The organism is Bacillus sp. FSL K6-3176 (genome assembly GCF_038003325.1).
Classification (GTDB): domain Bacteria; phylum Bacillota; class Bacilli; order Bacillales; family Bacillaceae; genus Bacillus; species Bacillus altitudinis.
The window spans coordinates 1,869,937-1,896,788 of record NZ_JBBOOX010000001.1 but is presented as its reverse complement, the minus strand read 5'-3'; the positions used below and the strand labels follow the sequence as shown (position 1 = coordinate 1,896,788).

Here is a 26,852-nt window from a genome sequence, read left to right as displayed (position 1 = left end):
ATTCCTGAGCCGTTTTTTAGAGCAATCCTCTTATGAATTGAGCCTCACCCATCCCGAAGCTCCAATCAGCGTCTCCATTTTCCACGATGGAGATCATCACATCCGTCTTGGCAACCCCGCATTCTTTTTCTACACGTTCTGCGATTTGTGCATAAAGCTGTTCCTTTTGCTCTTTCGTCCGCTGTTTACTGACAACACTAATGACAACAAGATCTTTTGTTCTCGGATAACCAAGCCCAGTGTCTTCAATCATCATCTCTTCAGGGCGGTGCTGATGAACAATTTGATAGCGATCTCGTTCAGGTACCCCAAAGGCATCAACCATTGCTTCATGGCAAGTGTCCAGCAGTTTTTTTAATTCCTCTTTTGAACGGCCTTCTATCACGTCAAATCGTAACAACGGCATCAGGTCAACCTCCAAATATGTGTTAAATGTACAATCATAATGTAACCAACACTTCGCCGTTTCACTCTTTTGCGCATAAGAAAAAAGCCAAAACATTGGCGCTTGGCTTTTTCGCTCTGGACTAAGGCGTGACAAACTTCACATCATGCTCTTTTCCATATTGAAGGTAATCTTCATTTGGTTGTTCATTCGTCACGACGATGTCTATGTCTTTTAAGTCACAAAACGTGGTCAAGGCATAATGGTCAAACTTACTATCATCGACTAATAAAAAGGTTTTGGCGTTTTTTTCAACGAGCGTTTTTTTAATATCTGTCTCAAGCGGGGAGGAATTCGTGACGCCATGATCAATGGATAAACCAGTTGATGCAATAAATGCTTTATTGACATTGTATGCTTTGAGACGTTCAACACTTTGATAACCAACGAAAGAATTTGTTTTTCGCTCTAGCATACCCCCGGTTGAAAAGATGGTGAGGTGTTCATAAGGCATAGCCTGTGTAATGAAATCCACGTTATTTGTCACAACGGTAATCTGTTTCTCCTTCAAATAGGGAAGCATCTCCAGTGTCGTTGTACCAGAATCAACAAAAATCATATCACCATGTTCAACAAAAGCGGCGGCAGCCTGTCCGATCAATTGTTTTTTACTCAGCTGACGAGTCTTTCGCTCCTGATACACCACCAATGTTGTGTGATTCACAGCGACGCCGCCGTACACTTTCTTTAGCACGCCGGATTCTACCAATGCTTGTACATCTCGGCGTATGGTGTTTTTTGAGACGCCAAAATGCGTCACAAGCTCATCAAGAGAGGCAGATTCCCGGTCAAATACATACTCTTTTATTTGCTGAATACGTTTTGTTTTTATCATGCTACAATCTCCAATCAATACGAATATGCTGATTCTATTATAACAATAATTCCACGTAAAAGATGTCACTGATCAACATGGGAGAATCTAATGATCTTTTTCTCTTATCTTTTCTCATTTTTCATAAAAGCGTATGATAGAGAAAAGAGGATAGAAAGGATATTCACTTCTATGAATGAACACAACATACAATTTTCAAAGCTTGCAAATTTTAGAGAGGTAGGGGGACTTCAAACAACGGATCAGATGGTCATCAAACAAGGAATGATTTATCGATCTGCTGATTTATCACGTCTCACGAAGCAAGACATATTGACGTTCTCAACACTTGGAATTCAAACGATTTGTGACCTGCGTACAAGCTCAGAACGAAAATCACACCCACCAAAGATCATGGAACATGACAAAATTGTTCATATCCCTATGCAGCCTGACAGCATGATGCCTAGCAAATGGACCATGTTTCGTATGCTGATAGCAGAAGGAAAATCTCTATCCTTTACACCGATCATGAAAGATGTATATCAAAGCATGCTCTATGAGCGAAAAAAAGAGATTCAGCAATTGTTTACATTACTGTCAGATGAAAAAAATTATCCGCTTATGCTTCATTGTACAAGTGGAAAGGACCGTACAGGCTTTTTATCTGCTCTTATTCAATTAGCAGCGGGTGTACCGGTGCATACCGTTTTAAGTGAATACATGCGTTCCAATGAAGGCGTGAAAATGCTAGTGAAAAGACAAGAACGATTTGTTCGCATGATGAGTTTATATCGGGTGTCAAAAGAACAAATTCAGCCCCTGCTCGGTGTGCAGCAAGATTATCTTGAAGATGTACTGAATGAGATGATGGATACATACGGAAGTGCAGAGCGGTATTTACTAGAAGCCTGCGACGTCCCGAAAGCTCAGCTGCTTAAAATGAAAAACATCTTGCTTACACCATCTGCTGGCATTCCATCACAAAACGCAGAATAAACTTAATATGAGGTGATGCAAAACATGCTGAAAAAGATCAGTATGACGGTTCTGACACTAGTTTTCATGGGTGTCTTCTTATTGATTCCGTCTAGCAGTCTAGCTCGTTCGATGCCAAAAGGGAAGCTTGAGAGCACAAGAGAGATGCGTGCAGTGTGGGTCGCATCGGTTTATAACTTAGATTGGCCTTCAAAGAAAGGACTGCCCGCAGATGAGCAGAAACAAGAGTTCATTCAACTGTTAGACGACATCAAAGCGATGAATATGAACGCCGTCATCATGCAAATTAAACCAACAGCAGATGCCTTTTATCCATCGAAATTCGGTCCATGGTCTGAATATTTGACTGGTACACAAGGGAAAGACCCTGGATATGACCCGCTTGAATTTATGATAGAAGAAGCACATAAACGCGGCCTTGAATTTCATGCTTGGTTTAACCCTTATCGAATCACCATGAATCATACCGATCTCAACCGGTTATCAGCCGATCATCCTGCAAGAGCACACCCTGAGTGGACCATTGCCTACGGAAATCAGCTGTACTTTAATCCAGGCATTCCTGATGCTCAGGACTTCATTGTTGACGGGATAGAGGAAGTAGTGAAAAACTACGATATTGATGCGGTGCATATGGATGATTATTTTTACCCGAATAAAATCGCTGGTGTGCCATTTCCAGATCAAGAAACGTATGAAACTTACGGGCAGAAATTCACACATATAGAAGATTGGCGAAGAGATAATGTGAACGAGCTAGTGAAGCAAATCAATAACACCATTAAGAAAGAAAAGCCGTATGTGAAATTCGGCATTAGCCCATTTGGTGTATGGCGCAACATAAAAGATGACCCAACCGGTTCAAACACAACAGCAGGGATGACCAATTATGATGATTTGTATGCTGATACAAGAGAATGGATACAGCAGCACCATATTGATTATATCACCCCGCAAATTTATTGGAGTATCGGCTTTCAGCCCGCTGCCTATGATGTGCTGACGAAATGGTGGTCAAATGAAGTGAAGGGGCAGCCTGTTCATTTGTACATTGGCCAAGCGACGTATAAAATCAATCAAAACAGTGATCCTGCTTGGTCTGATCCCGAGGAGTATTTTCGCCAGATCGAGCTGAACAGGCAGTCACAGCTCGTACAAGGAAGCATGCATTTTAGTCTGAAAGATATCAATCGGAATCCCTTGAATGTAAAGAAACGATTAATAGAAGAAACCTATAGCAAACCGGCTCTCATACCAGAGATGCCATGGCTTCATCAAAAAGCGCCTAAAAAACCAATCATTCAATCTGTGAAAAAGACAGAGGATAGTGCAGTTTTACAGATACAAAATGATCCGCGCTCTAGTGCATCCTATTATGCAGTCTATCGATTGTCGAATAAAGGGACATACGAATTTGTGCAAACGGTCAGAAAAGAAACTGGTTCCTTCACTCAAACGAAAGACATTTTAGCCAATCAAAAGAAGAGCTATACCTATAAAGTGACGGCACTCAATCGCCTTCATCATGAAAGCAAACCTTCTACAAAAACAGTAAAATAACAAAGACAGCATAAATGAGGGTTTTCCTCCGTTTATGCTTTTTTTCTTTCTCTATTTTTCTACTATTTTTATTTTAATTTTCTGAATTCAATCAAGCTTGGCATGAAGCAGCTATTTCAATAATAAATATGATAGAAAAGCGCCAAAGGGGGAAGCAAAATGGATTTTGAATTAACGAAAGAGCAGCAAATGATCCGTCAGATGGTCAAAGAATTTGCAAGAACAGAAATTGCACCACACGCTCAAACTGTTGATGAACAGGCAGCATTTCCCGTAAAAACATTTCAAAAAATGGGGGAGCTCGGTTTTATGGGTATACCCTTTCCAGGGAAATATGGAGGTTCTGGAGGAGATACGATCTCGTATGCACTGGCAGTCGAGGAAATTGGCAAGCAGTGTGCGAGTACAGGTTTAAGTTATGCCGCAGCGGTTTCCTTAGGCGCAAGTCCACTTTATTACTTCGGCACGGAGGAGCAAAAGATGGACCATCTTGTTCCATTAGCCTCTGGAACAGCGCTTGGCTCCTTCGGATTAACAGAACCAAACGCCGGATCAGATGCAAAAGGAACAAAAACAAAAGCCATTAAAGACGGACAAGAATATGTCATCAGTGGGGAAAAGTGCTGGATCACCAATGCCAATTATGCCAGAACGATTATTGTCACCGCTGTAACAGATCATGATGAAAACGGACGTCCGATCATCTCTGCCTTTATTGTGGAGAAAGGGCAAAAGGGACTGTCGATTACAAACCCATATGACAAAATGGGGGTTCGCGGTTCAGATACGGCTGAAATCATTTTAGACGAAGTGCGTGTACCAGCGCATCATATATTGGGAGACAAATCGAAAGGATTCAAGCAATTTTTATATACATTAGACGGCGGACGAATTTCCATTGCAGCCTTATCTGTCGGAATTGCGCAAGCTGCACTTGATGCTTCACTTTCCTATGCAAAAGAAAGAAAACAATTTGGTCAGACGCTCTCATCCTTCCAGGCCATTCAGTTTAAGCTGGCGGATATGGCGATGCAAATAGAGCTTGCAAGACAAATGGTCTGGAAAGCCGCTTGGCTGAAAGATCAAGGCAAACCATTTACAAAAGAAGCGGCCTATGCCAAACTGTTTGCTTCAGAAATGGCCACAAAAGCAAGTCTTGATGCGGTCCAAATTCATGGAGGAACAGGCTATATGAAAGAATGCGGTGTTGAACGGCTTGTGAGAGATGCCAAGCTCATGGAAATCGGAGAAGGAACCTCTGAAATTCAGCGGCTCGTGATCGCAAGACAGCTGTTAGCGTAATACCTTAATGAAAACGCTTACTATGCATGAGGGAGGAAAGCAATGATGTCGATTCACCCGCAAACGATTGGCTCCCTATTAAGAGAAAAAAAAGAACAGCACCCAGCACATGAAGCCATTGTTTACCCAGAACGTTCTTTACGTTATTCGTACGAAGCGTTTTATCGAGAGGTCAAGGCAACAGGTAAAGGTCTCATGGCATTAGGGGTTAAAAAGGGAGATCACATCGCCATTATGGCACCAAATATACCTGAATGGCTCATTCTTCAATTCGCCTGCGCCTCCATTGGTGCTGTTCTTGTCACTGTGAATACCAATTTTCAATCACAGGAACTCGCCTATTTACTCAAGCATTCTGATAGCAAAATGTTGTTTATTGTAGACGGCTTTAAAAAAACGTCCTATGTCAACATGCTTGAAGAGCTGATTCCAGAACTTCAAACCGCTCATCAAGAGGAGATCACTTCCACACAATTTCCTTATTTAAAAAGATGTATCTATATCGGTCAGCATGTACCAAACGGCATGCTCAGCTGGGATCGTCTTCAAGTGGCAGCCAAAAGAACCGAAGAGCTTGAATGGGAGAAGCGAATGAATGAGCTCACGCCTGATGACGTTATTAATATGCAGTACACTTCAGGCACAACCGGCTATCCAAAAGGCGTCATGCTCAGCCACACAAACATCGTCTGTAATGCGAGTCAGATCGCAGATTGTATGAAATTAACAGAGCAGGACCGTATGTGTATCCCAGTGCCGTTCTTTCATTGCTTCGGCTCTGTTCTTGGTGTACTTGCTTGTCTCACAAAAGGGGGAACGATCATTCCACTTGAATCATTCCATCCAGAACGAGTCCTTCAAACAGTAGAAAAAGAAAAATGCACCGTTCTTCACGGTGTACCAACCATGTTCATCGCGGAGCTCGATCATCCAAATTTCCACTCTTATGACCTGTCCACATTACGAACGGGCATTATGGCCGGTTCACTCTGCCCATCCCATGTCATGAAAGCAGTCATTGAAAAAATGGGACTTAAAGAACTCACGATTGCCTATGGTCAGACCGAAAGTTCACCGGTCATTACCCAAACAAGAACCGATGATTCGTTTGAAAGACGAGTTCAAACGGTCGGACGTGCGCTTCCTCAAATTGAAGTCAAAATTACTTTACCAGGAACGTCAGAAGAAGTGCCAAGAGGACAGCAAGGGGAGCTTTGTACAAGAGGCTATCATGTCATGAAGGGCTATTATAAAAACGAAGAAGCAACAAATGAAGTCATTGATGAGGACGGATGGCTTCATACAGGGGATTTAGCTGAGATGGATCATGACGGTTATGTGAAAATCACAGGCCGGCTCAAAGATATGATCATCAGAGGCGGAGAGAATGTATACCCAAAAGAGATTGAGGATGTCTTATACACTCACCCTGCCATTCTTGACGCACAGGTCGTTGGTATTCCCGACGAGACATACGGCGAGGAAGCAGCCGCATTCATTCGGCTGAAACAAGGGAAGTCGGTCTCAATTGAGACATTAACGAGCTATTGTCAGTCGCAAATGGCACGCTACAAAATCCCGAAATACTTTTTCATTACAGATGAGTACCCAATGACCGCCTCAGGCAAAATTCAGAAATTCCGCTTGAAAAAGCAGGCGCTTGATCTAATAAAGGAGTGAAGGCAGCGATGTTTGAACAAGTATTGATCGCCAATCGAGGCGAAATTGCCCGTAGAGTGATTCGGACATGTAAACGGCTCGGAATCAAAACCGTTGCCGTTTATTCAGAGGCTGATCAGCATGCACTTCATGTGCAAGAAGCAGACAGCGCCTATTATATCGGCGGCGCTAAAGTTTCTGAAAGCTATTTAAACATGGAAGCGATCATTAAGGTTGCCAAACAAACAAATGCTGATGCTATCCACCCAGGGTATGGTCTTTTATCAGAAAATGCGGCATTTGCTGAGCGCTGCCGGAGCGAAGGCATTGCCTTTATTGGACCATCTGCACAAGTCATTCAGCGGATGGGAAATAAAATTGAAGCGAGAAAAACGATGGAACAAGCGGGCATCCCAATCGTTCCTGGTGTTTCAGCCCCACTCCATGATGCAGACGAAGGGGTTCATAAAGCACAGACACTCGGCTATCCCATTATGCTAAAAGCATCGAGCGGCGGCGGCGGGATTGGTATGCAGCTCGTCCGCAACGATGAAGAGCTGCATCGAGCGTTTGAAGGAAATCAAAAAAGAGCACAAAGTTTCTTTCAAGACGGTACTTTATACATGGAAAAGGTGATTGAACACGCACGGCACATCGAAATTCAAGTTCTTTTTGATTCGTTCGGTCACGGCGTTCACTTATTTGAAAGAGATTGTTCACTCCAAAGAAGACATCAGAAAATTGTTGAAGAGGCACCAGCCGTCTGTCTTGAAGAAACGGTGAGACAGCAAATGGGACAGATGGCCGTCAAAGCTGCCAAAGCGATTGGGTATGAAAATGCGGGCACGATTGAATGTTTAGTCGATCAAAACCAGCAATTTTATTTCTTAGAAATGAACACGAGATTGCAAGTAGAACACCCTGTCACAGAAGAAATTACCGGGATTGATCTTGTCGAGGAGCAGCTGAAAGTTGCAGCATTAGAGCCCCTGTCCTTCAGTCAAAAGGATATTCATCAAATTGGGCATGCGATTGAAGTTAGAATATACGCTGAAGACCCTGTGACATTTTACCCTTCGCCAGGCACGATCACTCGGCTTTCTACACCTGATGCCCCATATATCCGTCATGAGTCAAGCGTAACGAGCGGAAGTGTCATTACCCCATTTTACGATCCAATGATTGCGAAAATGATTGTGTACGGTGATACTCGAAAACTCGCCATAGAACGATTAAAAGCAGCATTACAAGCATATGAAATAGAAGGGATCAAAACCAATGTACCGCTTTTAAAGGAAATGGCCGAATCAACTGCCTTTTTACATGGCAGCATCACAACCGATTATCTGATGAAAAAAAGGGAGGAAAACCGTTCATGAAAACTGTCACGATACAAATGGCCGGAAACTTATGGAAGCTTCTTGTGAAACAGGGTGATGATGTGCAAAAAGGACAGGAAGTCGCCATCTTAGAATCGATGAAAATGGAGATTCCCATTGTTGCAGAAGAAGCAGGTGTGATCAGTAAAGTGTATAAGGCGGAGGGGGACTTTGTTGACGAGGGAGAGGTACTTTTAGAGCTGACAGAATAGGGGGAAAGCCGCATGGCATTACCAAAAAACGTGCTCATTAGAGAGGTCGGCCCGCGCGATGGCCTGCAAAATGAATCCGTTTGGCTGGACACAATGGAGAAGCGAACATGGATCCATTTACTCGAAGAAGCCCATCTTCCTTATATTGAAGTCACCTCATTTGTTCATCCGAAATGGGTTCCAGCCTTAAAAGACGCCAAAGAATTAGCCCAATCATTAAACAAAAAAGAGGATATTACCTATGCCGCACTCATCCCAAATGAAAAGGGGTTAGCCCATTTTTTTGAAGCAAACCTTGAGCTAGGGGCTATGTTTATCTCAGCGAGTGAGACACATAACAAAAAGAATATGAATCGATCTATACAGGAAACATTGCCTGTGATCAAACAAATGACAGCCGATTTAAAAGCAGAAGGACGGCAAACGCGGGCCTATATTTCAACCGTGTTTGGATGTCCTTATGAAAGACAAGTACCGATGGACCAAGTGCTGCGATTAACGGAACAGTTGCTGTCCTTCGGCATTGATGAAATATCACTTGGGGATACCATTGGGGAAGCCCATCCGCTGCAAGTAGAAAGACGGTTAGACCTTTTACTTGAACGCTTTCCTGCTGATAAAATCGCGCTTCATTTTCATGATACGAAAGGAATGGGGCTTGCCAATATTTATACAGCATTAAAAGCCGGCATCACCATGTTTGATGCCTCTAGCGGGGGGCTTGGCGGCTGTCCTTATGCACCTGGCTCCAGCGGAAACGTGGCGACAGAAGACGTGGTACACATGCTTCACAAACTCGGGATCGAAACAAATGTCGACCTCCCTCGCTTGATCAAAGCGGCTGAATGGATTGAAGCAAAAGTGGATCGAACCCTGCCAAGTCACTGTTTACGCGCTTTTCAGTCTCACACTACTTGATAAAGGGTGAATCACATGACTTCATTGGTCCATTTTTCAATACAAGATGATCACATTGGCATCATGACCTTAAACAGACCAGCACAAGCCAATGCTCTATCAGCTGCTATGCTAGAGGAAATCAATCAAACGATTCAAGAAATCAAACATGATGAAAACATCCGCTGTTTGCTCATGACAGGAGCTGGCGCTAAAGTTTTTTGCGCAGGAGCAGACTTAAAAGAACGGCGATTGATGACAGAACAAGAAGCCAAAGAAGCCGTTCTGACCATTCAGCAAACCTTTACAGACATTGAATCTTTGCCTGTTCCTGTCATTGCCGTGATAAACGGACACGCACTTGGCGGAGGTCTTGAGCTCGCGCTCGCCTGTGATCTCCGCATCGCAAGAGCGGGTGCAGCGCTCGGCCTGCCGGAAACAGGACTAGCTATCCTGCCGGGAGCAGGGGGCACACAAAGACTTCCGCGCCTGATCGGACCCGGGAAAGCGAAAGAAATGATCTTCACAGGCACTTCTTTACGAGCAGAAGAAGCCGTTCAAATCGGACTGATTGAACGTATCTCTACAGCCGATTCACTGATGAATGATGCCATCACACTCGCAAAACAAATCACCAAAAATGCACCGATCGCTTTAAAAGAAGCAAAACAAGCCATTCAATCCAGCCTTGATCACGATTTACAAACAGGTCTGACGAAAGAATACGAAGCTTATCTGCGGCTTATTCATACAGAAGATCGACTAGAAGGTCTCAAGGCTTTTCAAGAAAAACGAACGCCTCATTACATTGGCAAATAGCAAGAAAGGGGAATGTTTATGATCGAAGAATATGAATTTAAAAAACAACGAATTGAAAAGGGCGGGGCAGAACGCTACCATCAAAAAAACAAAGAAAAAGGAAAATTATTTGTCCGTGATCGGCTTCATTTGCTATTAGATGAGGATTCTTTCATTGAAGATGCCATGTTTGCAGAGTGCAAAGATGAACATTTACCAGCAGATGGTGTCGTCACAGGAACCGGGCGTATGAATGGGCAGACTGTTTGTGTCATGGCAAACGACTCTACGGTTAAAGCAGGATCGTGGGGCGTCAAAACAGTAGAAAAAATCATTCGAATTCAAGAAACGGCCGAGAAGCTCAATTGTCCAATGCTGTATTTAGTCGATTCTGCGGGTGCAAGAATCACCGATCAAATCGCAATGTTTCCAGGCAGAAGAGGAGCAGGGCGAATTTTTTATAACCAAGTCAAGCTGTCTGGACGCATTCCTCAAATTTGTTTACTATTCGGTCCTTCTGCTGCCGGTGGTGCGTATATCCCTGCTTTTTGTGACATTGTCGTCATGGTCGAAGGAAATGCATCCATGTATTTAGGGTCGCCGCGAATGGCTGAAATGGTGATCGGTGAAAAAGTATCGCTTGAGGAAATGGGCGGTGCGAAAATGCATTGCAGCATTTCTGGATGCGGAGATATATTAGCCAAAACTGAGGAAGAGGCCATTCAAATTGCACGTGATTATTTAACCTATATGCCTGCCAACTATATGGAAAAACCAAAAACGACAGCAGCAAAAGCACCTAAACCATCTGAAACCACCATCCAAAACTTAATCCCTAAAGGCCAGAATACCCCATTTGATATGTATCAACTCATCGATTTACTGATTGATGAAGGGTCATTTTTTGAAATCAAAAAACTGTTTGCCGCAGAGTTAATCACCGGCTTTGGCAGAATGAACGGTCAGCCTATCGGTCTCATTGCCAATCAGCCAAGGGTCAAAGGCGGCGTATTATTCCACGACTCAGCTGATAAAGCCGCCAAGTTTATTCAGCTCTGTGATGCCTTTCATATCCCGCTGCTCTTTCTCGCGGACATACCAGGATTTATGATTGGAACAAAAGTGGAACAAGCCGGCATTATTCGTCATGGGGCAAAAATGATCTCCGCTATGTCAGAAGCGACCGTTCCGAAAATATCCGTCATCGTCCGTAAAGCATACGGAGCAGGACTATATGCAATGGCAGGCCCTGCTTTTGAGCCAGACTGCTGTCTCGCTCTTCCATCGGCGCAAATCGCTGTGATGGGTCCAGAAGCCGCTGTAAATGCCGTCTATGCAAATAAAATTGCAGAACTCCCGCCCGAAGAGAGGGCTTTATTTATACAAGAGAAACGGAAGGAATACCAGGAAGATATGAATATCTATGAGCTTGCCTCTGAAATGATTGTCGATGGCGTCATCCCATTTGACCGTCTCAGAACGGAACTTTGTCATAGATTAGTAGTCTATTCATCGAAAGACATGACATTTACGAAACGAAAACATCCGGTCTATCCGGTTTAAAGGGGGCAGACCTCATGATCAACCTGAAACCAGAATGGATACCGGAAGAAAAGCAGAGCCAAAAAACACGTTTGCATCAGTGGATGAAATCTCTTGGTTTTTCTACGTATGACTCATTCTATCAAGCCAGTATTGATCGCACAGACTGGTTTTGGAGAGAAGCGGAGAAGGCGGTCGGCATTCAGTGGAAAAAACCATATGAAGCGGCATTAGGTCACCACTCAATGATGTGGCCGAAATGGTATCAGGGCGGCACACTTAACATCACCGAAACGGCTGTGGACAAATGGGCAGAAAAAGAAGAGACGAAGCATCGGCCCGCCATCATTTGGAGCAATGAAGCCGGTGAAGAAAAGAAATGGTCATTTCTCGAACTTCAAGAGAAGGTGAGCCGTCTTGCAGCTGGCTTTTTGAAAGAAGGACTTCAAAAAGGGGATGTAGCCATCATCTATATGCCAATGCTTCCAGAAACGGTCGCCGTCATGCTTGCCTTTGCAAAGATTGGTGTTATTTTCAGCCCAGTCTTCTCAGGCTATGGAAGCGAGCCACTCGCTGTACGCATTCGTGCGTCAGGCGCATCCATTGTCGTCACAGCGAATGAAATGATGAGGCGAGGGAAAACGATCAACATGCGGGAATGTGTGGCTGATGCCATCAACAAAACAGCAACTGTGCAAAAAGTGATTGTGCACACTTCCTCTCATACCGGATATCAGGACGATGTCCTGCTGAATGATTTGTTAAAAGAACAGCCGATCACCGGCGCGACCTATGTCACAAATGAAGACCCGCTGATGATCTTGTATACGTCAGGCACAACCGGCACACCAAAGGGAGCCGTTCATACACACGCAGGCTTTCCGATAAAGGCAGCTTTTGATGCCGGGCTATGTATGGATGTGGCAAAAGGAGACCGGCTGTTTTGGCTGACTGATATGGGCTGGATGATGGGGCCATTCCTCGTCTTTGGCGGCTTGATCAATGGAGCTGCCATCGTTTTATATGACGGCGCTCCCGATTATCCAGATGAGCAGCAGCTCTGGTCATTCATCCACGAGAAGAAAGTCACTCATTTTGGGCTTTCCCCTACATTTGTTCGTTCTGCGATGCAGCAAACGATTGATGGGGTCGAGCTATCGCATGTCAAAGCCATTATTTCTACAGGGGAACCATGGAATGAAGCTCCGTGGCAATGGTTATTTCACACCATTGGTCAAAAGAACATTCCCATCTTAAATTATTCAGGAGGAACCGAGGTTTCTGGTGGCATTGTAGGCAGTACGCTGCTTCGACCCATCAAACCGATTCTCTTTAATGCGGCGATCTTAGGAATGGCGGCAGATGTATACAATGAAGCCGGGCAAAGCGTGATGAATGAGGTAGGGGAGCTTGTGGTGAAAAAGCCATGGGTCGGCATGACATGTGGTTTTTGGAACGAACCGGAGCGTTATGAAGATACGTATTTCAAACGATTTGATGGTGTATGGACACACGGAGATTGGGTCATGCAAACAGAGGACGGAGAATTCCACATCACCGGCAGATCGGATGATGTCATTAATACAGCAGGGAAACGTATCGGGCCAGCTGAAATTGAATCCATCCTTACCTGGCATCCTGCCGTGCATGAAGCCGCTGTGATTGGGGTAAAGGATGAGGTGAAAGGGGAGGCGCTCGTCTGTTTCATCGTGACCAGTCCTCATGCTTTTGAAGAAGCAACCCTTATCAAAGAGCTATCAGCCCATGTTGGTTCACATGCTGGTAAAGCGCTCACACCAAAAGAAGTTCATCTCATTTCAGCTTTGCCGAAAACAAGGAATGGAAAAATTGTACGACGTTTACTGAAAGGGGCGTATGAAGAGCAGCCTTCACCCGATCTATCTTCATTAGACAATCCAGATGTATATAAGAGTCTGACCGAATACTTGAATAAGAAACAGAAAAAATAAAAAAGACAGGATGGTTCCTGTCTCTTTTTATTGCACATGAAAATTCGTTCCATCTGTTGTCTCTTTCACAATCCCTGCCCGAATGACATAATCGCCGAAATGTTCATTTTCTTCTCGTTCTTTTGCGTAGCGGGGGAGAATAGAGCCAAGTTCTTTTAGAATGTCTTCCTCACCCACATTTTCACGGTATAATTTACTTAATCTGCTGCCATCAAATGCGGCACCAAGATACATATTATACTTACCAGGTGATTTTCCGATAAATCCAATTTCTCCAAGCGCATGACGAGCACAACCATTTGGACAACCAGTCATTCGAATGGTGATTTCTTTATCACTTAATCCGTTTTCTTCCACGATGTCTTCGATTTTATCAATCAATCGTGGAAGGTAGCGCTCTGCTTCAGCCATCGCTAAACCGCAAGTTGGCAAAGATACACAAGCCATTGAGCTGCGGCGCAGGGCGGAATGCTGCTGGCCGTCTGATAAACCAAACTTCTGAATGAGCTGTTCGATTTGTTTCTTTTTATGAGTTGTCACATTCCCAATGATTAAATTCTGATTGGCGGTTAGACGGAAGTCACCTGTATGAACTTTGGCGATTTCGCGGATGCCTGTCATCAGTGGATAATCATTATAGTCTGTGATGCGTCCGCCTTCTACAAACATCGTATAATGCCATCTGCCATTAATGCCTTTTACCCAGCCATAACGGTCACCGTTATGATCAAAATGATAGTCCTTTGCCTCTAAAAGAGTAAACCCAAGACGGCGCTCAAGTTCTTCTTTTACATTCTCAAGACCAAGGCGGTCCACCGTATATTTAAAGCGGGCATTTTTTCGCACGGAACGGTTTCCGTAGTCACGTTGAATGGTGATGACTTGTTTGGCAATTTCTACGACTTGTTCAGGTGTACAAAAGCCGATGACCTTTGCAAGCTGCGGATAAGTCGCTGTATCACCATGCGTCATCCCCATTCCGCCGCCAATTGCGACATTAAAACCGACCAGTTGATCGTTTTCGATAATGGCAATGAAGCCTAAATCCTGCGAAAAGACATCAATATCGTTAGCAGGAGGGACCGCCACACCAATTTTGAATTTCCTTGGCAAATAAAGCGGACCATACATCGGTTCAACTTCCTTATCTGGCGTTGCCGCAACCTTTTCCTCATCAAGCCAAATCTCATGATAGGCTCTTGTTTGTGGAAGTAAGTCATCACTTAATTTTTTCGCCAGCTCGTATACATCATGGTGCACTTCTGATTGATAGGGGTTTGAAGTACACATGACATTCCGGTTCACGTCGCCGCAAGCAGCAATTGTATCAAGCATAGTAGAATGAATGTCTTGAATGGTCTTTTTCATATTCCATTTTAAAATACCGTGAAGCTGAAAGGTTTCACGAGTAGTCAGCTTTAACGTACCGTTTCCATATTTGTGAGCAAGCTCATCCATCACAAGCCACTGCTTAGATGTGGCGATTCCGCCAGGCAGACGGACACGCAGCATAAATTGATAGGCAGGCTCAAGCTTTTGTTTTTGCCGTTCATTTCTCAGATCACGATCGTCTTGTAAGTAGCTGCCGTGATGCTTCATCAGACGGTTGTCATCATCCGGAATTCCCGCTGAAATCGGATCAAGCATCACTTCTTTTAACGTACCCCGTAAATAATCACTTTTTTCTTTGATTTCCTCTACGTCGCTCGGAGGTCCATCCGGCGCTGTTAATGCTGTCTTCACCATGTAAGTAAAAGCTCCTTTCTTTCAAGCATCAAATCAATAAACGTCACGCTGATAGCGTTTTTGCTGCTGTAAGTTGGCAAGATAGCTTTCTGCTTTTTCTTTGCTCATCGCACCTTCTTCTTGAATGATGGATAGAAGGGTATTGTGAACATCATGCGCCATATGCTTTTCATCTCCGCAAATATACACGTAAGCACCTTGCTCAAGCCATTCAAATAATTCTTTGCTTTGTTTCTTCATTTGGTGCTGGACATATACTTTTTCCTCAGTATCTCTTGAAAAAGCCACGTCCATTTTCGTTAAGACGCCATCCTTTAACCACTTTTGCCATTCCGTTTGGTATAAGAAATCCGTCACAAAATGCTGATCACCGAAGAATAACCATGACTTTCCGTTTGCACCCATTTCCTCACGCTCCTGCATAAATGAACGGAAAGGGGCGATGCCTGTGCCTGGTCCTACCATAATGATCGGTGCATCTGGATCTTGAGGAAGCTTAAAGTTTTGGTTGTGCTGAATATAAACAGGTAACGTATCACCTGGCTGCAGGCGCTCTGCACATAGAATCGAACAAACACCTTGGCGTTCTCTGCCGTGCGCATCATATCTGACAGCCCCTATCGTCAAATGAACCTCTTCGTCATTTGCTTTGAGACTGCTTGCAATGGAATAAAGGCGTGCAGGGATTTTTCTTAAAATGGACGTGAAATCTGCGGCGGTTCCTTCAAAAGGACCGAAATCACGAGCCGCATCTACTAGGTCCCGGCCTGCGATATATTCTTTCAGTTTTTCTTCGTTTCCTTCTTCTAAAAGGGCATGCAAGGATTCACTTTTTGTCAGTGCAGCGATCTTTAGAAGAAGTGGTTTTGTTAAAACCGTGATCTCAAAATGCGAGGTGAGTGCTTCTTTTAAAGGAAGAGTGTCTCCATTTTTATGAACGGTGACGGATTCTTCTTCATTCCACCCGCATGTTTGAATCAGTTCGTCGACAAGCGCAGGATCATTTGTCGGGTAAATGCCAAGGCTATCACCTGGCTCATACACGAGGCCTGAACCTTCAAGCGAAAGCTCTAAGTGACGTGTTTCTTTATTAGATCCACGCCCATTTAAGTTGATATTTTCAAGAACTTCAGCATAAAAAGGATTCGTTCTTGAATATTCAGAAACGGCTTGATTGTTGGCTCCCGCTGATTCTTGCGGCAGTGATACAGCTTCACCTTCACTCAAAGAAGAGGCAACACCTTGAAGCCATTCTGAAAATGGCTCATCATAATCAAGGTCACAATCCACTCGGTCAAACAGGCGTGTACCGCCAAGCTCTTCAAATCGTTCGTCAAATTCTTTTCCTGTCTGACAGAAGAATTCGTATGAGCTGTCACCTAATGAAAGGACAGAAAAGCTTAAATGATCGAGCTTTGGCGCTCGTCTGCCGTGAACATATTCATGGAACGAAAGGGCATTATCCGGCGGATCTCCTTCGCCATGTGTGCTGACAATGACCAGTAAATTGTTTATTTTTTTCAGATTATTCGGTTTAAAATCGGACATAGAAGAGAGCGTCACTTGAAAGCCTTTCTCTTCAAGATGCTGGGCTGTCTTTTTTGCTAACCCTTCGGAATTGCCTGTTTGCGACCCATAAAGCACGGTCACATCTTTGCTCACAGGCTGTACAGATGCTGCGGCAGAAGGCGCCGGAGCGACAGCTTCTGATCCGGCAAGGGTTGCCTGTGCTGATAAATAACCAGTAAGCCAAATTTTTTGCTGTTCTGTTAAAGTCGGAAGCAGCTGATTGAGTAACTCTGCCTGCTCCTGGCTAAACGGACTGTTCAATACATGAAGTTGCAACAATATCCACCTCACAAGGAATATAAACATAGATTAATTCGATAGGAATTATATATATAGGTTCAATTTGAACTTTACCGAAAGTTTGCCATTAAGTAAAATATATAATATTGATTGTCATGATTAAGATTTCTAATGACAAAACACGGATGAATAGGGGAGAGGGCACAAAAAAAGGAAAACGGATCACCGTTTTCCTCTTTTTCGCCTGACTTACGCCGTTGGAAGTCCCATCACAGCTTTCACTTCTAAATATTCCTCGATACCGAAGTCTCCCCATTCTCTTCCGATACCAGACTGCTTAAAACCGCCAAATGGGGCAAAGTAATCTGTTTCAGCATTGTTAATGGTGATTTGACCGGCACGAATATGTTCAGCGACATATTTTAATGTTTTTTCATCTTGACCAACAACATACCCGGCAAGACCATACACTGTATCGTTGGCGATCTCAAGGGCATGATCGAGGTCTTGATACGTGATCACACTCATGACCGGCCCAAAGATTTCTTCTTGCGCAATGGTCATATCATTTTTCACATTGGTGAAAATGGTATGCTTGGCGAAATACCCTTTATCGATTCTGTCTGGCTTTCCAGTTCCCCCAGCAAGAAGGGTAGCACCTTCTTCGATTCCTTTTTCAATATAAGATTGCACCGTATCCCATTGCTTTTTAGAAACAAGCGGGCCAGTAGCGTGATCTTCTCTCGGATCACCAACTGTAAACTTCGGCAGGGCGTTCAGCAGCGCTTTTTCAAACTTGTCTTTCATTGATTCTGGAATCAGCACACGTGTAGCTGCAGAACACACTTGACCTGTATTCATCGCAATATGATGAATGGCTGTTTCTGCTGCTTCGTCCACATCTGCATCGTCTAAGACGATAAGAGGGGATTTTCCGCCAAGCTCAAGTGCTACTTTCTTCACATTGTCCGCTGCATTTTCCATAATTTTAGAGCCGACGGCACCTGATCCTGTAAATGAAACGAAGTCAATATCAGGATGTGAGCTAATGCCGTCACCAATCACGTCACCCGTTCCGTTTACTAAGTTGAAGACTCCTTTCGGTACACCTGCTTCATCAATAATTTCTGCAAGAATCATCGCAGCAAAAGGGGTAATTTCCGCTGGCTTTAAGACAACTGGTGAACCTGCCGCAATGGCACCCGCAATTTTAAGAGATGTCTGATTCGTCGGGAAGTTCCACGGTGTAATCAATCCGCTGACACCAATCGCTTCTTTTATAATCGTATGTCCACCGCGGTCTTCGGTAAATGTATAAGATTTTAGTGCTTCCGCTGCTTTAGAAAAATGTTCATAACCCATTTTGTAATGAACTTCTTCGGACACTTTCAGCGGTGCACCAAGCTCTTTTGTCATCACTTCTACAAGTTCATCCTTGCGTTTTTCGTACCCGCGCACAATGTTTTCCAGCATTTCTACTCGTTCATTTCGAGATGTTTTTGAGAAAGAAGGGAAGGCGGCTCGGGCTGCTTTGACTGCCTTATCTAAATCTTCTTTCGTTCCTAAACTAATGGTGCCAATGACTTCCTCTGTCGCAGGGTTAATGACCTCCGTCGTTTCGTTTCCTGTTGATGCGACCCATTCTCCATTAATAAAGTGTTTCTCTTGATTTCTCATTCTGACATGTCTCCTTTTTATATGTGATGCAATCCAATATTCTGTTTTCAGCTGATATAAAACTGTACCCACTGTGAAAAATCTAAAACAGAGAAACTGCATGAGAAAAAGTTTCTGATATAATACGCAAAGTGGGACATATGTCCTTTTCAACATGAGGGCATCTATCATTTAATGGAACTAGACTGAAAAAAGAAGGAGCTTTTGAACGAATGAAAGGTGTTATTTTCGCATTATTAGGAGGAGCTTGTATTACACTGCAAGGCGTAGCCAACGCCAGAATTAGTCAAGATATCGGGACGTGGCAGGCAGCAACGATCACGCAGCTGACAGGGTTTATCATCTCTCTCGTCATTTTACTCATCGTACGGGATGGCCACTTTAAGGAATACAAAAAAGTGCAGCCTCTTTATTTAATTGGAGGTGCATTTGCAGCCATTATTATCTTTAATGAGGTCACTGCCATTCAAATCATTGGGGTGACACTCACCATCGCTGCTTTACTTATCGCACAGCTTGCGTTTACCTTTGCCATCGATGCAAAAGGATGGTTTGGTGTTCAGAAGAAAAAAATGAAATGGCCCCATTATGCAGGCATCTTTTTAATGATTGCAGGCGTCATCATCTTAAAACTATAAAGGAGGGCATCAGATGGAGGAGCTGCATGATGAATCTCTTTTTTCCTCTTATATGAAGATGCATCAGTTACAGAATGTCTTTCATCAAAAACTCATCTCACATGTGAGCTTGTGGCGTTATCAGCAAGGTGAGCTGATTTGTTCAAAAGGGGATAAAAGGGAGTATATGTACTTGCTGGTGAAAGGAAAATTAAAGATTTTCACCACCACAAAGGAAGGAAAAACGTTTATTCTTTGCTTTAAAAACCCTCTTGAAGCGATTGGAGATATTGAATACGTTCAGCAGACAGATATGGTCAATACAGTTGAAGCCGTTACAGAAGTACATATGCTCAGGATTTCTCATCAAGCCCTCATGCGGCATGCAAAGGACGATCCACGAGTTTTAGCCTTTTTGCTCAAGGGCATCACAAACAAATTTTATACAAAATCAAATGATTTAAGCTTCCACCTTTTATACCCTGTAGAGGTCAGGCTTGCAAGCTATTTATTGTCTGTTTTAACAGGTGATGATGACGCGCACGCACGCACGCTTCGCCTCACGGATGCAGCGAGCTTAATTGGAACAAGCTACCGCCATATTAATCGGGTCATTCAGCAGTTCCAAGAAAAAGGGCTGATTGAAAGGCGAAGAGGAAAGATTACGATTTGTGATCAAAAAGGGCTTTTAGAAATAGCAGAACACAACATTTATGAATAGAAGAAACGAAGGGACTTATATATGATCATAGGAATAATATTAGCTGTCACTGCTGGGGCACTTGTCAGCTTACAAACCATTTTTAATAGTAAAGTCAATGAGCATACAGGCTCTTGGTCAACAACGACGCTAGTTCTAGGAATGGGCTTTATCGCTTCACTTTTGATGGGTCTTTTGTTAGAAGGAACCGGCATGTTTCAATTAAGGCATATGGAAGCCTGGTATTGGATAAGCGGAGCCATCGGGGTAGGCGTTGTCATCTGTCTTGTTCAGAGCATCAAACGTCTCGGTCCCACTTATGGAATCTCGATTGTTCTCACCTCCCAGCTAGGTTGTGCGCTTCTATTTGATTCGCTTGGCTGGCTTGGGTTAGAAAAAGTAACATTTTCTTTTACAAAATTATTAGGTGTACTTGTCATTGTGGCAGGAATCCTCGTATTTAAGTTAACCAAGTTTGAACCAGTAGAAGAGGAGCAGTCAAAAGAAAAAGGGCTGCCACAAAAGTAGCTGCCCTTTTATTTAAATCAACCGCCGCCATAAAACCGTTATGGTAGATAAACCAGTTAAAAGGAGCCTTTTCATGAAAGGCTTTTTTTTCTGTCCATAGTCGCTTGCTTTATATTCTGTTCGATCTTTCGCTACGAGAACACTATAAGCGATTTTTCGTTCGATTGCTTCCGTAAGAGATAACGCAAATGGTGCACTATCAATCACCAAAATCGATTCAGTATTTAAAAAGCTGGATCTTGCATCTAGATTATATGTTCCAATAATACTTAAGTTATCATCAATGACCATTGATTTCGCGTGAATTGAATACGGCCCTTGATATTCATACAAATGAACACCCGTTTTCATGAGTTCCTTTTTCGTGCTTAAATATCCTGCAAATGCTAAAGGGTTTGGTGTCGCTGTAAGAGAATTTGTCACGACCGTCGTTTGAATATCACTTGGTAATGGCGTGAGTCCGTCTTTCATTGGCCGTGTCGGTATGACATAAGGCGTCTGGATCAGAACCGAACGCTTTGACCGCTGTGCGAGATCGTTTAACTTTTTCAAGACGAGCGGACGTTTATTTAAGCGTTCCACTGGATTTGTGAAAAATGCAATCTGCTTTGCACGAATGGCGTCTTTTGCCCAATCATATGTGGACGTGACAAAGGGTTCTTTTGTACGAATGGCTTCCTGATAAGATCGAAGTAGCTGTTTTCTTAGCTTTTTTCCTTTTTTCGCTTTTGCTTTGGAAAATACATCTTTCGTTCTTTTCGTAAAATCATGATTCCACAAATAAACGAAATACTGCTCCATTTCATCTAATACTTTTCCTTTTTTGGCGTTGTACAGCAGCACATCTCGGTCATATGCAAAGTCTTTCGGCGGCTGATCTGCAAAGTATTTATCACCAATATTTCTGCCGCCCATGACAGCGACCCTGCCATCTGCCAAAAGAAGCTTATCGTGAAGGCGGTTATGCCACGTCCATGGCTTGAACAAACGAAAAGGCTCATAAAAACGAATGGCCATATTCGGGTGATTCGCCACAGCATAACGCAAATGCTTCAGCGGTCCACGCAGGCTATGGCAAATGCCATCTAACAACAGCTGAACTTTTACTCCTCGATCAGCCGCTTCCATTAAAGCACCAAGCACCCATTCGGCGGTTTTTCCTTTTTGAATGGAATAATAACTCAAACGAATGTTCTTTTTAGCCTCTCGAATCATTTGAACTCTCACTTGACCCGATTCAAACCCGTCATCAAGCAGCATGACTTGATTTATGCCTTGGTCGTCTCCTGAGATAGAAGAGGCTTTATAGATGCAATGTTCTTTACAAGTTTTTTGAAACGGTAAATAAAACAAGACAAATGCGGTCAAAAATACATACACCACATATAAAAAGATCAGAAAAAACAAGAATTGAAGCACAGTGATCAACTCCTTTCACACAAACCGTTCTTTTTCTTAGCTTATGTTAAAAACAAAATTTCACTCATCCAGCTTTCTAATAAAAAATACAGGATAAAAGAATCATCTTGTTTTCATAGGGCATTTAATTATAGTATGAAATGAGTAAGGGGGAATCGCATTGAATGAACCATTATTTAATATACCAAGTGATGTGTATCAAACGTTAAGTGAAACAGAACGTTATTTACTGCATTATATTCACCAGCATTTAGAGGATATCTCCACCTTATCCATCGTCACATTAAGTGAAAGAGCCAACGTGTCGACGGCGACCATTGTCAGACTGATGAAGAAAATCGGATACAATGGCTATACATCCTTTAAATATCGATTGAAACAAGAAAAGAAAATGACAGATGATAGTGATCAACTAAAAAATATTGACGAAGACATCAAACTAGCCATTCGAAAAAATGAAGAAGAGGTCTTAAAGACGATTCAACTGCAAAGTATTGGGCAAATTGAGGATGCAGTTCAAAAAATCCACGATGCGGACAAAATTTATATTTTTGGCAGAGGCTTTTCAGAGATGATTGCCAAAGAGATGACCATCAAATTGCAGCTCATCGGAAAAACATGTGAAGTTCATGACGACCCGAATATCATTCGGCTCAAATCGCGTGACATTGATAAAAACGAACTTGCCATCTTTGTTTCATTAAATGGAGAAACGTCTGAACTAGTGGAAGCCTGCCAAAACCTCAGTATGAAGCAGGTCACGACCATTACGGTCACAACGAGAATTGATTCTACATTAAGTAAAATATCAGATATGACACTCGTCGGATATAAAGGGGAACAATCATTCTTCCCAGATTATGAAGTCAGGTCTCGCCTGTCGCTTCATGTCATTGCCCGCATTTTACTAGACGCCTATGTAATTCGGATGAAATAAACACTCAAAAAGCCTTCCACACTTTATGATGGGAGGCTTTTTACCGTGAAAACCTTTACACAATCTGAAAACATTTTCACTGAATCGTATGAGATACTTTCTTTAGAGAAAAGAAAGAAGGTGAAACCAATTGATTTATACCTGCACCTTAAATCCTGCTATTGACCTATATATTGCATTAAAAGAAATGCGGGCAGATACAGTCAACCGCACGGAAGATGAGGATTATCAGCCAAATGGAAAAGGTGTTAATGTCTCCATTATGCTAAAGAAATATGGCTTCACCAGCACTGCATTAGGATTTATTGCTGGGTTTTCAGGTTCATATATTGAACAATCGTTAAAAGATCTTTCCATTCAAACCGATTTTATCCCAGTGGATGGGATTACACGCATTAATGTATTTATTAACACAACAGAAGAATACAAGCTTGTGAATCAAGGACCTGCTATTGAGGCAAAAGCGCTTGATGCCTTTCGCGAAAAAATCTCGACCATTCCAAAAGGCAGCATCTTCATTATGTCAGGCAGTTTGCCTAAAGGCGTCCCTGCTAGCATTTTCTCAGAGATAGCCGCTATTTGTCATCAAAACAACGTGAAATTTATATTAGACACAAGCTCTAAAGCGGTTTTAGAGACTCTTCAGTACAAACCATATTTACTAAAACCAAATGAAGAAGAGATGGCCGCTTTTTTTGGAAAAACCCACCGTTTATCAGAAACAGAACTCGTTGAATCAGGGCGAAAGCTGATCGAGATGGGTGCAGAGCAAGTACTCATTTCTCGAGGAGGGGAAGGAGCACTATTCCTTACAAATGAAGCCGTATTAAAAGGAAATGCACCAATAGGAACGGTCGTAAATACGGCTTGTTCTGGTGATGCCATGCTCGCTGCATTCCTAAGTAAACAGCTGGAAGGACAACCTCATGAAGTATGCTTACGCTACGGCATTGCAACAGGGGCATCTACCGCCTTTTCAAAAGGGTTAAGTGATTTACATGACATTGATTCATTAATTGAGCAAATACACATTCAGAACATATAAGGGGGAGTTCACATGAGCCGCAAGAAAATTGTCGCTGCCACTGGCTGTCCAACAGGCATTGCGCACACATTTATGGCAGCTGAGGCATTAAAAATCGCAGCTGAGCAATTAGGGGTCGACATCAAAGTTGAAACGCATGGTCAAGTAGGAATTGAAAACGCTTTAACGGATCAAGACATTTTGGAGGCCGATGGGGTCATTGTCGCTGCTGACAAAGATGTGAATACAGATCGTTTTCACGGCAAACCACTCATTGAAGTGCCTGTAGCAAAGGGTATTCGCACACCAAACGAACTGATTCAAGGCATTATCAATGGAGAAGCCCCCGTTCATCAAGTGAAAGGAAGAGCTTCTGGAACAGAAAAAACATCTGCGCCTTCATCAGCTCAACAAAAGTCAGCGAATAAGTGGATACACATCATCTATAAGCATTTAATGAACGGTGTATCACACATGCTTCCATTTGTTGTTGGGGGCGGTGTCTTAATCGCTTTATCTTTTCTATTCGGTATTTACTCAGCTGATCCTCAGCATGAAACGTATCATCCGTTCGCTGCCTACTTGAAAAACATTGGCGGGCTCGGCTTTAGCTTAATGGTGCCTATTTTAGCAGCATTTATCGCTGATTCAATCGCCAAACGCCCAGGGATGGTTGTCGGATTTATCGGCGGCCTGCTTGCAAACGATGGAGGCGCTGGATTCTTAGGTGGTATTATCGCAGGTTTTGCAGCAGGGTATATCATCGTACTTCTTCAATTCCTGCTTCAAAAATTACCAGCATCACTTGACGGATTAAAATCAATTTTCCTCTATCCTGTTATCGGTATTTTCTTAATTGGGGCTGTCATGACCCCGCTATTAGTTCCAATCACAGGGCTAAATCATTCATTAATGGATTTTCTCTCATCAGTTCAATCCACAAATCCATTGCTTTTAGGTTTAATTGTTGGAGCCATGTGTGGATTTGATATGGGAGGACCTTTTAACAAAGCAGCCTATGTCACAGGAACGGCTTTACTCGCAGAAGGTAACCTTTACTTCATGGCAGGGGTGTCAGCAGCATGTATCACACCACCGCTTATCATTGCGATTGCCACAACGATTTTCCGAAAACATTTCACACCACAAGAACGAAATGCTGGGATGATCAACTATATTCTCGGAGCGACTCATATTACCGAAGGAGCCATTCCATTTGCAGCCAAAAACCCAGTCGTTGTCCTGCCAATTATCATGTTTGGTTCCGCCATCTCTGCTATATTGACGTATCTCTTTGGCGTACAGGTTCCTGCTCCGCACGGTGGATTCCTTGTCCTTCCAGTCGTCACAGGCGCATTTCAGTGGGTGCTTTCCATACTCATCGGCTCACTTGTAGGTGCGATTCTATACGGACTTTACCGCAAGAAAATAGACAAACCCGCAGTTTAATAGGGAGGAAGAGAAATGATGGAACATATTTATATGAATCTACATGAAACAGCTTCTTCACAGGCTGGCGTTTTTGCAGCCATAGCTGACATTGCCTCTGAAGCAGGGATTTGCACATCTCCTGAGGCTGTCAAAAAAGGACTAGCTGAAAGAGAAGCTCTGAGTACAACCGGCTTTCAAGATGGATTTGCCATTCCGCATACACAGTCAGACGCCATTCAAGTACCGGCACTCGTCATCGTCCGTACAGAAACCGGAATCGAATGGGACGCTTTTGATGGGAAGCCTTGCTTTTTCTTCTTATCCTTGCTCATTCCAAAAAGTGAAGCAGGGACCACTCACTTACAAGCACTTTCTGCTCTTTCACGCGGATTAATGGATGAAATGAAACGGCAAAAACTGCTCGAAACAAGAACAAATGAAGAAATGCTCGCTGTATTAAAAACAGATATTTTGACGAGAGAGGATGTTTGACCATGCCTTTACTTTCCACAACACCTATGCTTGAAGCAGCAAAAAAAGAAAAATACGGAATTGTCGCATTCAATGTACATTCCTTTGATAGTATTTACTGGGTACTCGAAACGGCAGCTGAATTAAAATCACCTGTCATTTTGCAAACAACGGTTGGCACGGTCCAATCGCTTGGTGCAAAAGCCATTGCAGATACAGTAAAGGCGGCAGCGGATCAATACCAAATCCCAATCGGCCTTCATCTCGATCATTGCACTGATTTTGATGTAATTCTTACTTGTATACGAGCAGGATATACATCCGTGATGATCGATGCTTCCATGCATTCATATGAAGAAAATGTACGCCGCACAAAAGAAGTGGTGGACCTTGCCTTAAAAGTAGGTGTAAATGTAGAAGCCGAGTTAGGCAAGGTAGGCGGGGTAGAAGATGATATTGTCGTGGATGAAAAGGATGCTCAAAAAGCCATTCCATCAGAATGCCGTCAATTTGTAGAAGAAACTAGTGTACCTACTTTAGCACCTGCGATCGGCACGGCCCACGGCATTTATAAAGGGGTGCCGGATATCGACTTTGACCGCATTGAACAAATTGCAGCGCTTGTCGATGTGCCGCTTGTCCTTCATGGTGGTTCAGCTGTACCAGATGAGGATGTCAAAAGATGTGTCGCACTCGGTATGGCAAAGGTCAATGTGTCCACTGAATTGAAAAATGCATACTCTGAAGCGATTCGTGATCATTTCTCAAACGAACCTGAAAGCTTAGATCCGCGTATGTATTTACAAAAAGCAAAACAAGCAGCCAAAGACATGGTCACATCTAAAATAAAGATCGTTGGCAGTGAAGGAAAAGCCCAACTTTTATATCAATAAGATGAAAAAAAGCAGAGCCGCAT

The 26,852-nt window shown here is 43.2% G+C and carries 24 protein-coding genes; 18 read left to right on the top strand and 6 right to left on the bottom strand.

Annotated elements, in window-relative coordinates:
• Nucleotides 1-16: 16 nt before the first annotated feature.
• Both MHB38_RS09755 and MHB38_RS09750 read right to left on the bottom strand, forming a co-directional pair.
• Nucleotides 17-406: a tautomerase family protein gene (locus MHB38_RS09755; protein ID WP_017359513.1), complete on the bottom strand. Its 390-nt coding sequence runs from the start codon at nucleotides 404-406 to the stop codon at nucleotides 17-19.
• 121 nt (nucleotides 407-527) lie between these two features.
• On the bottom strand, nucleotides 528-1,280 hold the full coding sequence (locus tag MHB38_RS09750) for a DeoR/GlpR family DNA-binding transcription regulator (RefSeq protein ID WP_048002648.1): 753 nt from the start codon (nucleotides 1,278-1,280) through the stop codon (nucleotides 528-530).
• 90 nt (nucleotides 1,281-1,370) lie between these two features.
• On the opposite strand from MHB38_RS09750, the gene MHB38_RS09745 reads away from it, so the two are divergent.
• The 10 genes from MHB38_RS09745 (at nucleotide 1,371) to MHB38_RS09700 (ending at nucleotide 13,577) form a co-directional block, all read left to right on the top strand.
• On the top strand, nucleotides 1,371-2,258 hold the full coding sequence (locus tag MHB38_RS09745) for a tyrosine-protein phosphatase (RefSeq protein ID WP_048002649.1): 888 nt from the start codon (nucleotides 1,371-1,373) through the stop codon (nucleotides 2,256-2,258).
• A gap of 24 nt (nucleotides 2,259-2,282) precedes the next feature.
• Nucleotides 2,283-3,818 carry a glycoside hydrolase family 10 protein gene (locus MHB38_RS09740; protein ID WP_144610082.1) on the top strand — a complete coding sequence of 512 codons (1,536 nt, stop codon included), beginning with the start codon at nucleotides 2,283-2,285 and terminating at the stop codon, nucleotides 3,816-3,818.
• Between the two features lie 159 nt (nucleotides 3,819-3,977).
• A complete protein-coding gene (locus MHB38_RS09735) occupies nucleotides 3,978-5,120 on the top strand; it encodes an acyl-CoA dehydrogenase family protein (RefSeq protein ID WP_202734406.1) in 1,143 nt (380 codons plus the stop codon).
• A gap of 42 nt (nucleotides 5,121-5,162) precedes the next feature.
• Nucleotides 5,163-6,800 (top strand): AMP-binding protein, encoded by a 1,638-nt coding sequence (locus tag MHB38_RS09730; protein WP_202734407.1) that lies wholly within the window; start codon nucleotides 5,163-5,165, stop codon nucleotides 6,798-6,800.
• A gap of 8 nt (nucleotides 6,801-6,808) precedes the next feature.
• Nucleotides 6,809-8,158, top strand: a complete 1,350-nt coding sequence (locus MHB38_RS09725; RefSeq protein WP_008346644.1) for an acetyl-CoA carboxylase biotin carboxylase subunit — start codon at nucleotides 6,809-6,811, stop codon at nucleotides 8,156-8,158.
• Nucleotides 8,155-8,370 (top strand): acetyl-CoA carboxylase biotin carboxyl carrier protein subunit, encoded by a 216-nt coding sequence (locus MHB38_RS09720; protein WP_008346646.1) that lies wholly within the window; start codon nucleotides 8,155-8,157, stop codon nucleotides 8,368-8,370. The genes MHB38_RS09725 and MHB38_RS09720 overlap by 4 nt, the downstream gene beginning before the upstream one ends.
• A gap of 12 nt (nucleotides 8,371-8,382) precedes the next feature.
• On the top strand, nucleotides 8,383-9,288 hold the full coding sequence (locus tag MHB38_RS09715) for a hydroxymethylglutaryl-CoA lyase (RefSeq protein WP_057079455.1): 906 nt from the start codon (nucleotides 8,383-8,385) through the stop codon (nucleotides 9,286-9,288).
• A gap of 15 nt (nucleotides 9,289-9,303) precedes the next feature.
• Nucleotides 9,304-10,086: an enoyl-CoA hydratase gene (locus MHB38_RS09710; protein WP_202734408.1), complete on the top strand. Its 783-nt coding sequence runs from the start codon at nucleotides 9,304-9,306 to the stop codon at nucleotides 10,084-10,086.
• 18 nt (nucleotides 10,087-10,104) lie between these two features.
• Nucleotides 10,105-11,628: an acyl-CoA carboxylase subunit beta gene (locus tag MHB38_RS09705; RefSeq protein ID WP_341003212.1), complete on the top strand. Its 1,524-nt coding sequence runs from the start codon at nucleotides 10,105-10,107 to the stop codon at nucleotides 11,626-11,628.
• Between the two features lie 14 nt (nucleotides 11,629-11,642).
• A complete protein-coding gene (locus MHB38_RS09700) occupies nucleotides 11,643-13,577 on the top strand; it encodes an AMP-binding protein (RefSeq protein WP_341003210.1) in 1,935 nt (644 codons plus the stop codon).
• 27 nt (nucleotides 13,578-13,604) lie between these two features.
• On the opposite strand, the gene cysI is transcribed toward MHB38_RS09700, so the two are convergent.
• From cysI to MHB38_RS09685, 3 genes are all read right to left on the bottom strand, one after another.
• On the bottom strand, nucleotides 13,605-15,323 hold the full coding sequence (cysI, locus tag MHB38_RS09695) for an assimilatory sulfite reductase (NADPH) hemoprotein subunit (protein ID WP_058213698.1): 1,719 nt from the start codon (nucleotides 15,321-15,323) through the stop codon (nucleotides 13,605-13,607).
• A gap of 33 nt (nucleotides 15,324-15,356) precedes the next feature.
• Nucleotides 15,357-17,168, bottom strand: a complete 1,812-nt coding sequence (locus tag MHB38_RS09690; RefSeq protein ID WP_202734411.1) for an assimilatory sulfite reductase (NADPH) flavoprotein subunit — start codon at nucleotides 17,166-17,168, stop codon at nucleotides 15,357-15,359.
• Nucleotides 17,169-17,381: 213 nt separating this feature from the next.
• Nucleotides 17,382-18,809 (bottom strand): aldehyde dehydrogenase family protein, encoded by a 1,428-nt coding sequence (locus MHB38_RS09685; RefSeq protein ID WP_202734412.1) that lies wholly within the window; start codon nucleotides 18,807-18,809, stop codon nucleotides 17,382-17,384.
• 212 nt (nucleotides 18,810-19,021) lie between these two features.
• Between MHB38_RS09685 and MHB38_RS09680 the strand changes: the two genes are divergently transcribed.
• From MHB38_RS09680 to MHB38_RS09670, 3 genes are read left to right on the top strand one after another with little or no spacing between them, the layout of a single operon-like run.
• Complete coding sequence (locus MHB38_RS09680) at nucleotides 19,022-19,447, top strand: DMT family transporter (RefSeq protein WP_008343684.1); 426 nt, start codon at nucleotides 19,022-19,024, stop codon at nucleotides 19,445-19,447.
• Between the two features lie 13 nt (nucleotides 19,448-19,460).
• Nucleotides 19,461-20,147: a Crp/Fnr family transcriptional regulator gene (locus MHB38_RS09675; RefSeq protein ID WP_025207452.1), complete on the top strand. Its 687-nt coding sequence runs from the start codon at nucleotides 19,461-19,463 to the stop codon at nucleotides 20,145-20,147.
• Nucleotides 20,148-20,168: 21 nt separating this feature from the next.
• Nucleotides 20,169-20,654, top strand: coding sequence for a DMT family transporter (locus MHB38_RS09670; protein ID WP_017359528.1), 486 nt, complete (start codon nucleotides 20,169-20,171; stop codon nucleotides 20,652-20,654).
• A gap of 12 nt (nucleotides 20,655-20,666) precedes the next feature.
• Here MHB38_RS09670 and MHB38_RS09665 read toward each other — a convergent pair whose 3' ends face one another.
• Nucleotides 20,667-22,073 carry a phospholipase D-like domain-containing protein gene (locus MHB38_RS09665; protein ID WP_202734413.1) on the bottom strand — a complete coding sequence of 469 codons (1,407 nt, stop codon included), beginning with the start codon at nucleotides 22,071-22,073 and terminating at the stop codon, nucleotides 20,667-20,669.
• Between the two features lie 160 nt (nucleotides 22,074-22,233).
• Between MHB38_RS09665 and MHB38_RS09660 the strand changes: the two genes are divergently transcribed.
• From MHB38_RS09660 to MHB38_RS09640, 5 genes are all read left to right on the top strand, one after another.
• Entirely contained in the window at nucleotides 22,234-23,010 is a 777-nt protein-coding gene (locus MHB38_RS09660) for a MurR/RpiR family transcriptional regulator (protein WP_007499235.1), read from the top strand.
• A 130-nt stretch (nucleotides 23,011-23,140) separates the two neighbouring features.
• Nucleotides 23,141-24,055 carry a 1-phosphofructokinase gene (pfkB, locus tag MHB38_RS09655; RefSeq protein ID WP_017367375.1) on the top strand — a complete coding sequence of 305 codons (915 nt, stop codon included), beginning with the start codon at nucleotides 23,141-23,143 and terminating at the stop codon, nucleotides 24,053-24,055.
• A gap of 12 nt (nucleotides 24,056-24,067) precedes the next feature.
• Nucleotides 24,068-25,483 (top strand): PTS fructose transporter subunit IIC, encoded by a 1,416-nt coding sequence (locus tag MHB38_RS09650; RefSeq protein ID WP_341003198.1) that lies wholly within the window; start codon nucleotides 24,068-24,070, stop codon nucleotides 25,481-25,483.
• Nucleotides 25,484-25,498: 15 nt separating this feature from the next.
• Entirely contained in the window at nucleotides 25,499-25,957 is a 459-nt protein-coding gene (locus MHB38_RS09645; protein ID WP_017359532.1) for a PTS sugar transporter subunit IIA, read from the top strand.
• A 2-nt stretch (nucleotides 25,958-25,959) separates the two neighbouring features.
• Nucleotides 25,960-26,829: a class II fructose-bisphosphate aldolase gene (locus MHB38_RS09640; RefSeq protein WP_025207447.1), complete on the top strand. Its 870-nt coding sequence runs from the start codon at nucleotides 25,960-25,962 to the stop codon at nucleotides 26,827-26,829.
• Nucleotides 26,830-26,852 lie beyond the last annotated feature (23 nt).

Coding starts and splice junctions, on each gene's coding strand:
- MHB38_RS09755 (WP_017359513.1), bottom strand. CDS start 406: ATGCCGTTGTTACGATTTGACGTGATAGAAGGCCGTTCAAAAGAGGAA.
- MHB38_RS09750 (WP_048002648.1), bottom strand. CDS start 1,280: ATGATAAAAACAAAACGTATTCAGCAAATAAAAGAGTATGTATTTGAC.
- MHB38_RS09745 (WP_048002649.1), top strand. CDS start 1,371: ATGATCTTTTTCTCTTATCTTTTCTCATTTTTCATAAAAGCGTATGAT.
- MHB38_RS09740 (WP_144610082.1), top strand. CDS start 2,283: ATGCTGAAAAAGATCAGTATGACGGTTCTGACACTAGTTTTCATGGGT.
- MHB38_RS09735 (WP_202734406.1), top strand. CDS start 3,978: ATGGATTTTGAATTAACGAAAGAGCAGCAAATGATCCGTCAGATGGTC.
- MHB38_RS09730 (WP_202734407.1), top strand. CDS start 5,163: ATGATGTCGATTCACCCGCAAACGATTGGCTCCCTATTAAGAGAAAAA.
- MHB38_RS09725 (WP_008346644.1), top strand. CDS start 6,809: ATGTTTGAACAAGTATTGATCGCCAATCGAGGCGAAATTGCCCGTAGA.
- MHB38_RS09720 (WP_008346646.1), top strand. CDS start 8,155: ATGAAAACTGTCACGATACAAATGGCCGGAAACTTATGGAAGCTTCTT.
- MHB38_RS09715 (WP_057079455.1), top strand. CDS start 8,383: ATGGCATTACCAAAAAACGTGCTCATTAGAGAGGTCGGCCCGCGCGAT.
- MHB38_RS09710 (WP_202734408.1), top strand. CDS start 9,304: ATGACTTCATTGGTCCATTTTTCAATACAAGATGATCACATTGGCATC.
- MHB38_RS09705 (WP_341003212.1), top strand. CDS start 10,105: ATGATCGAAGAATATGAATTTAAAAAACAACGAATTGAAAAGGGCGGG.
- MHB38_RS09700 (WP_341003210.1), top strand. CDS start 11,643: ATGATCAACCTGAAACCAGAATGGATACCGGAAGAAAAGCAGAGCCAA.
- cysI (WP_058213698.1), bottom strand. CDS start 15,323: ATGGTGAAGACAGCATTAACAGCGCCGGATGGACCTCCGAGCGACGTA.
- MHB38_RS09685 (WP_202734412.1), bottom strand. CDS start 18,809: ATGAGAAATCAAGAGAAACACTTTATTAATGGAGAATGGGTCGCATCA.
- MHB38_RS09680 (WP_008343684.1), top strand. CDS start 19,022: ATGAAAGGTGTTATTTTCGCATTATTAGGAGGAGCTTGTATTACACTG.
- MHB38_RS09675 (WP_025207452.1), top strand. CDS start 19,461: ATGGAGGAGCTGCATGATGAATCTCTTTTTTCCTCTTATATGAAGATG.
- MHB38_RS09670 (WP_017359528.1), top strand. CDS start 20,169: ATGATCATAGGAATAATATTAGCTGTCACTGCTGGGGCACTTGTCAGC.
- MHB38_RS09650 (WP_341003198.1), top strand. CDS start 24,068: ATGAGCCGCAAGAAAATTGTCGCTGCCACTGGCTGTCCAACAGGCATT.
- MHB38_RS09645 (WP_017359532.1), top strand. CDS start 25,499: ATGATGGAACATATTTATATGAATCTACATGAAACAGCTTCTTCACAG.
- MHB38_RS09640 (WP_025207447.1), top strand. CDS start 25,960: ATGCCTTTACTTTCCACAACACCTATGCTTGAAGCAGCAAAAAAAGAA.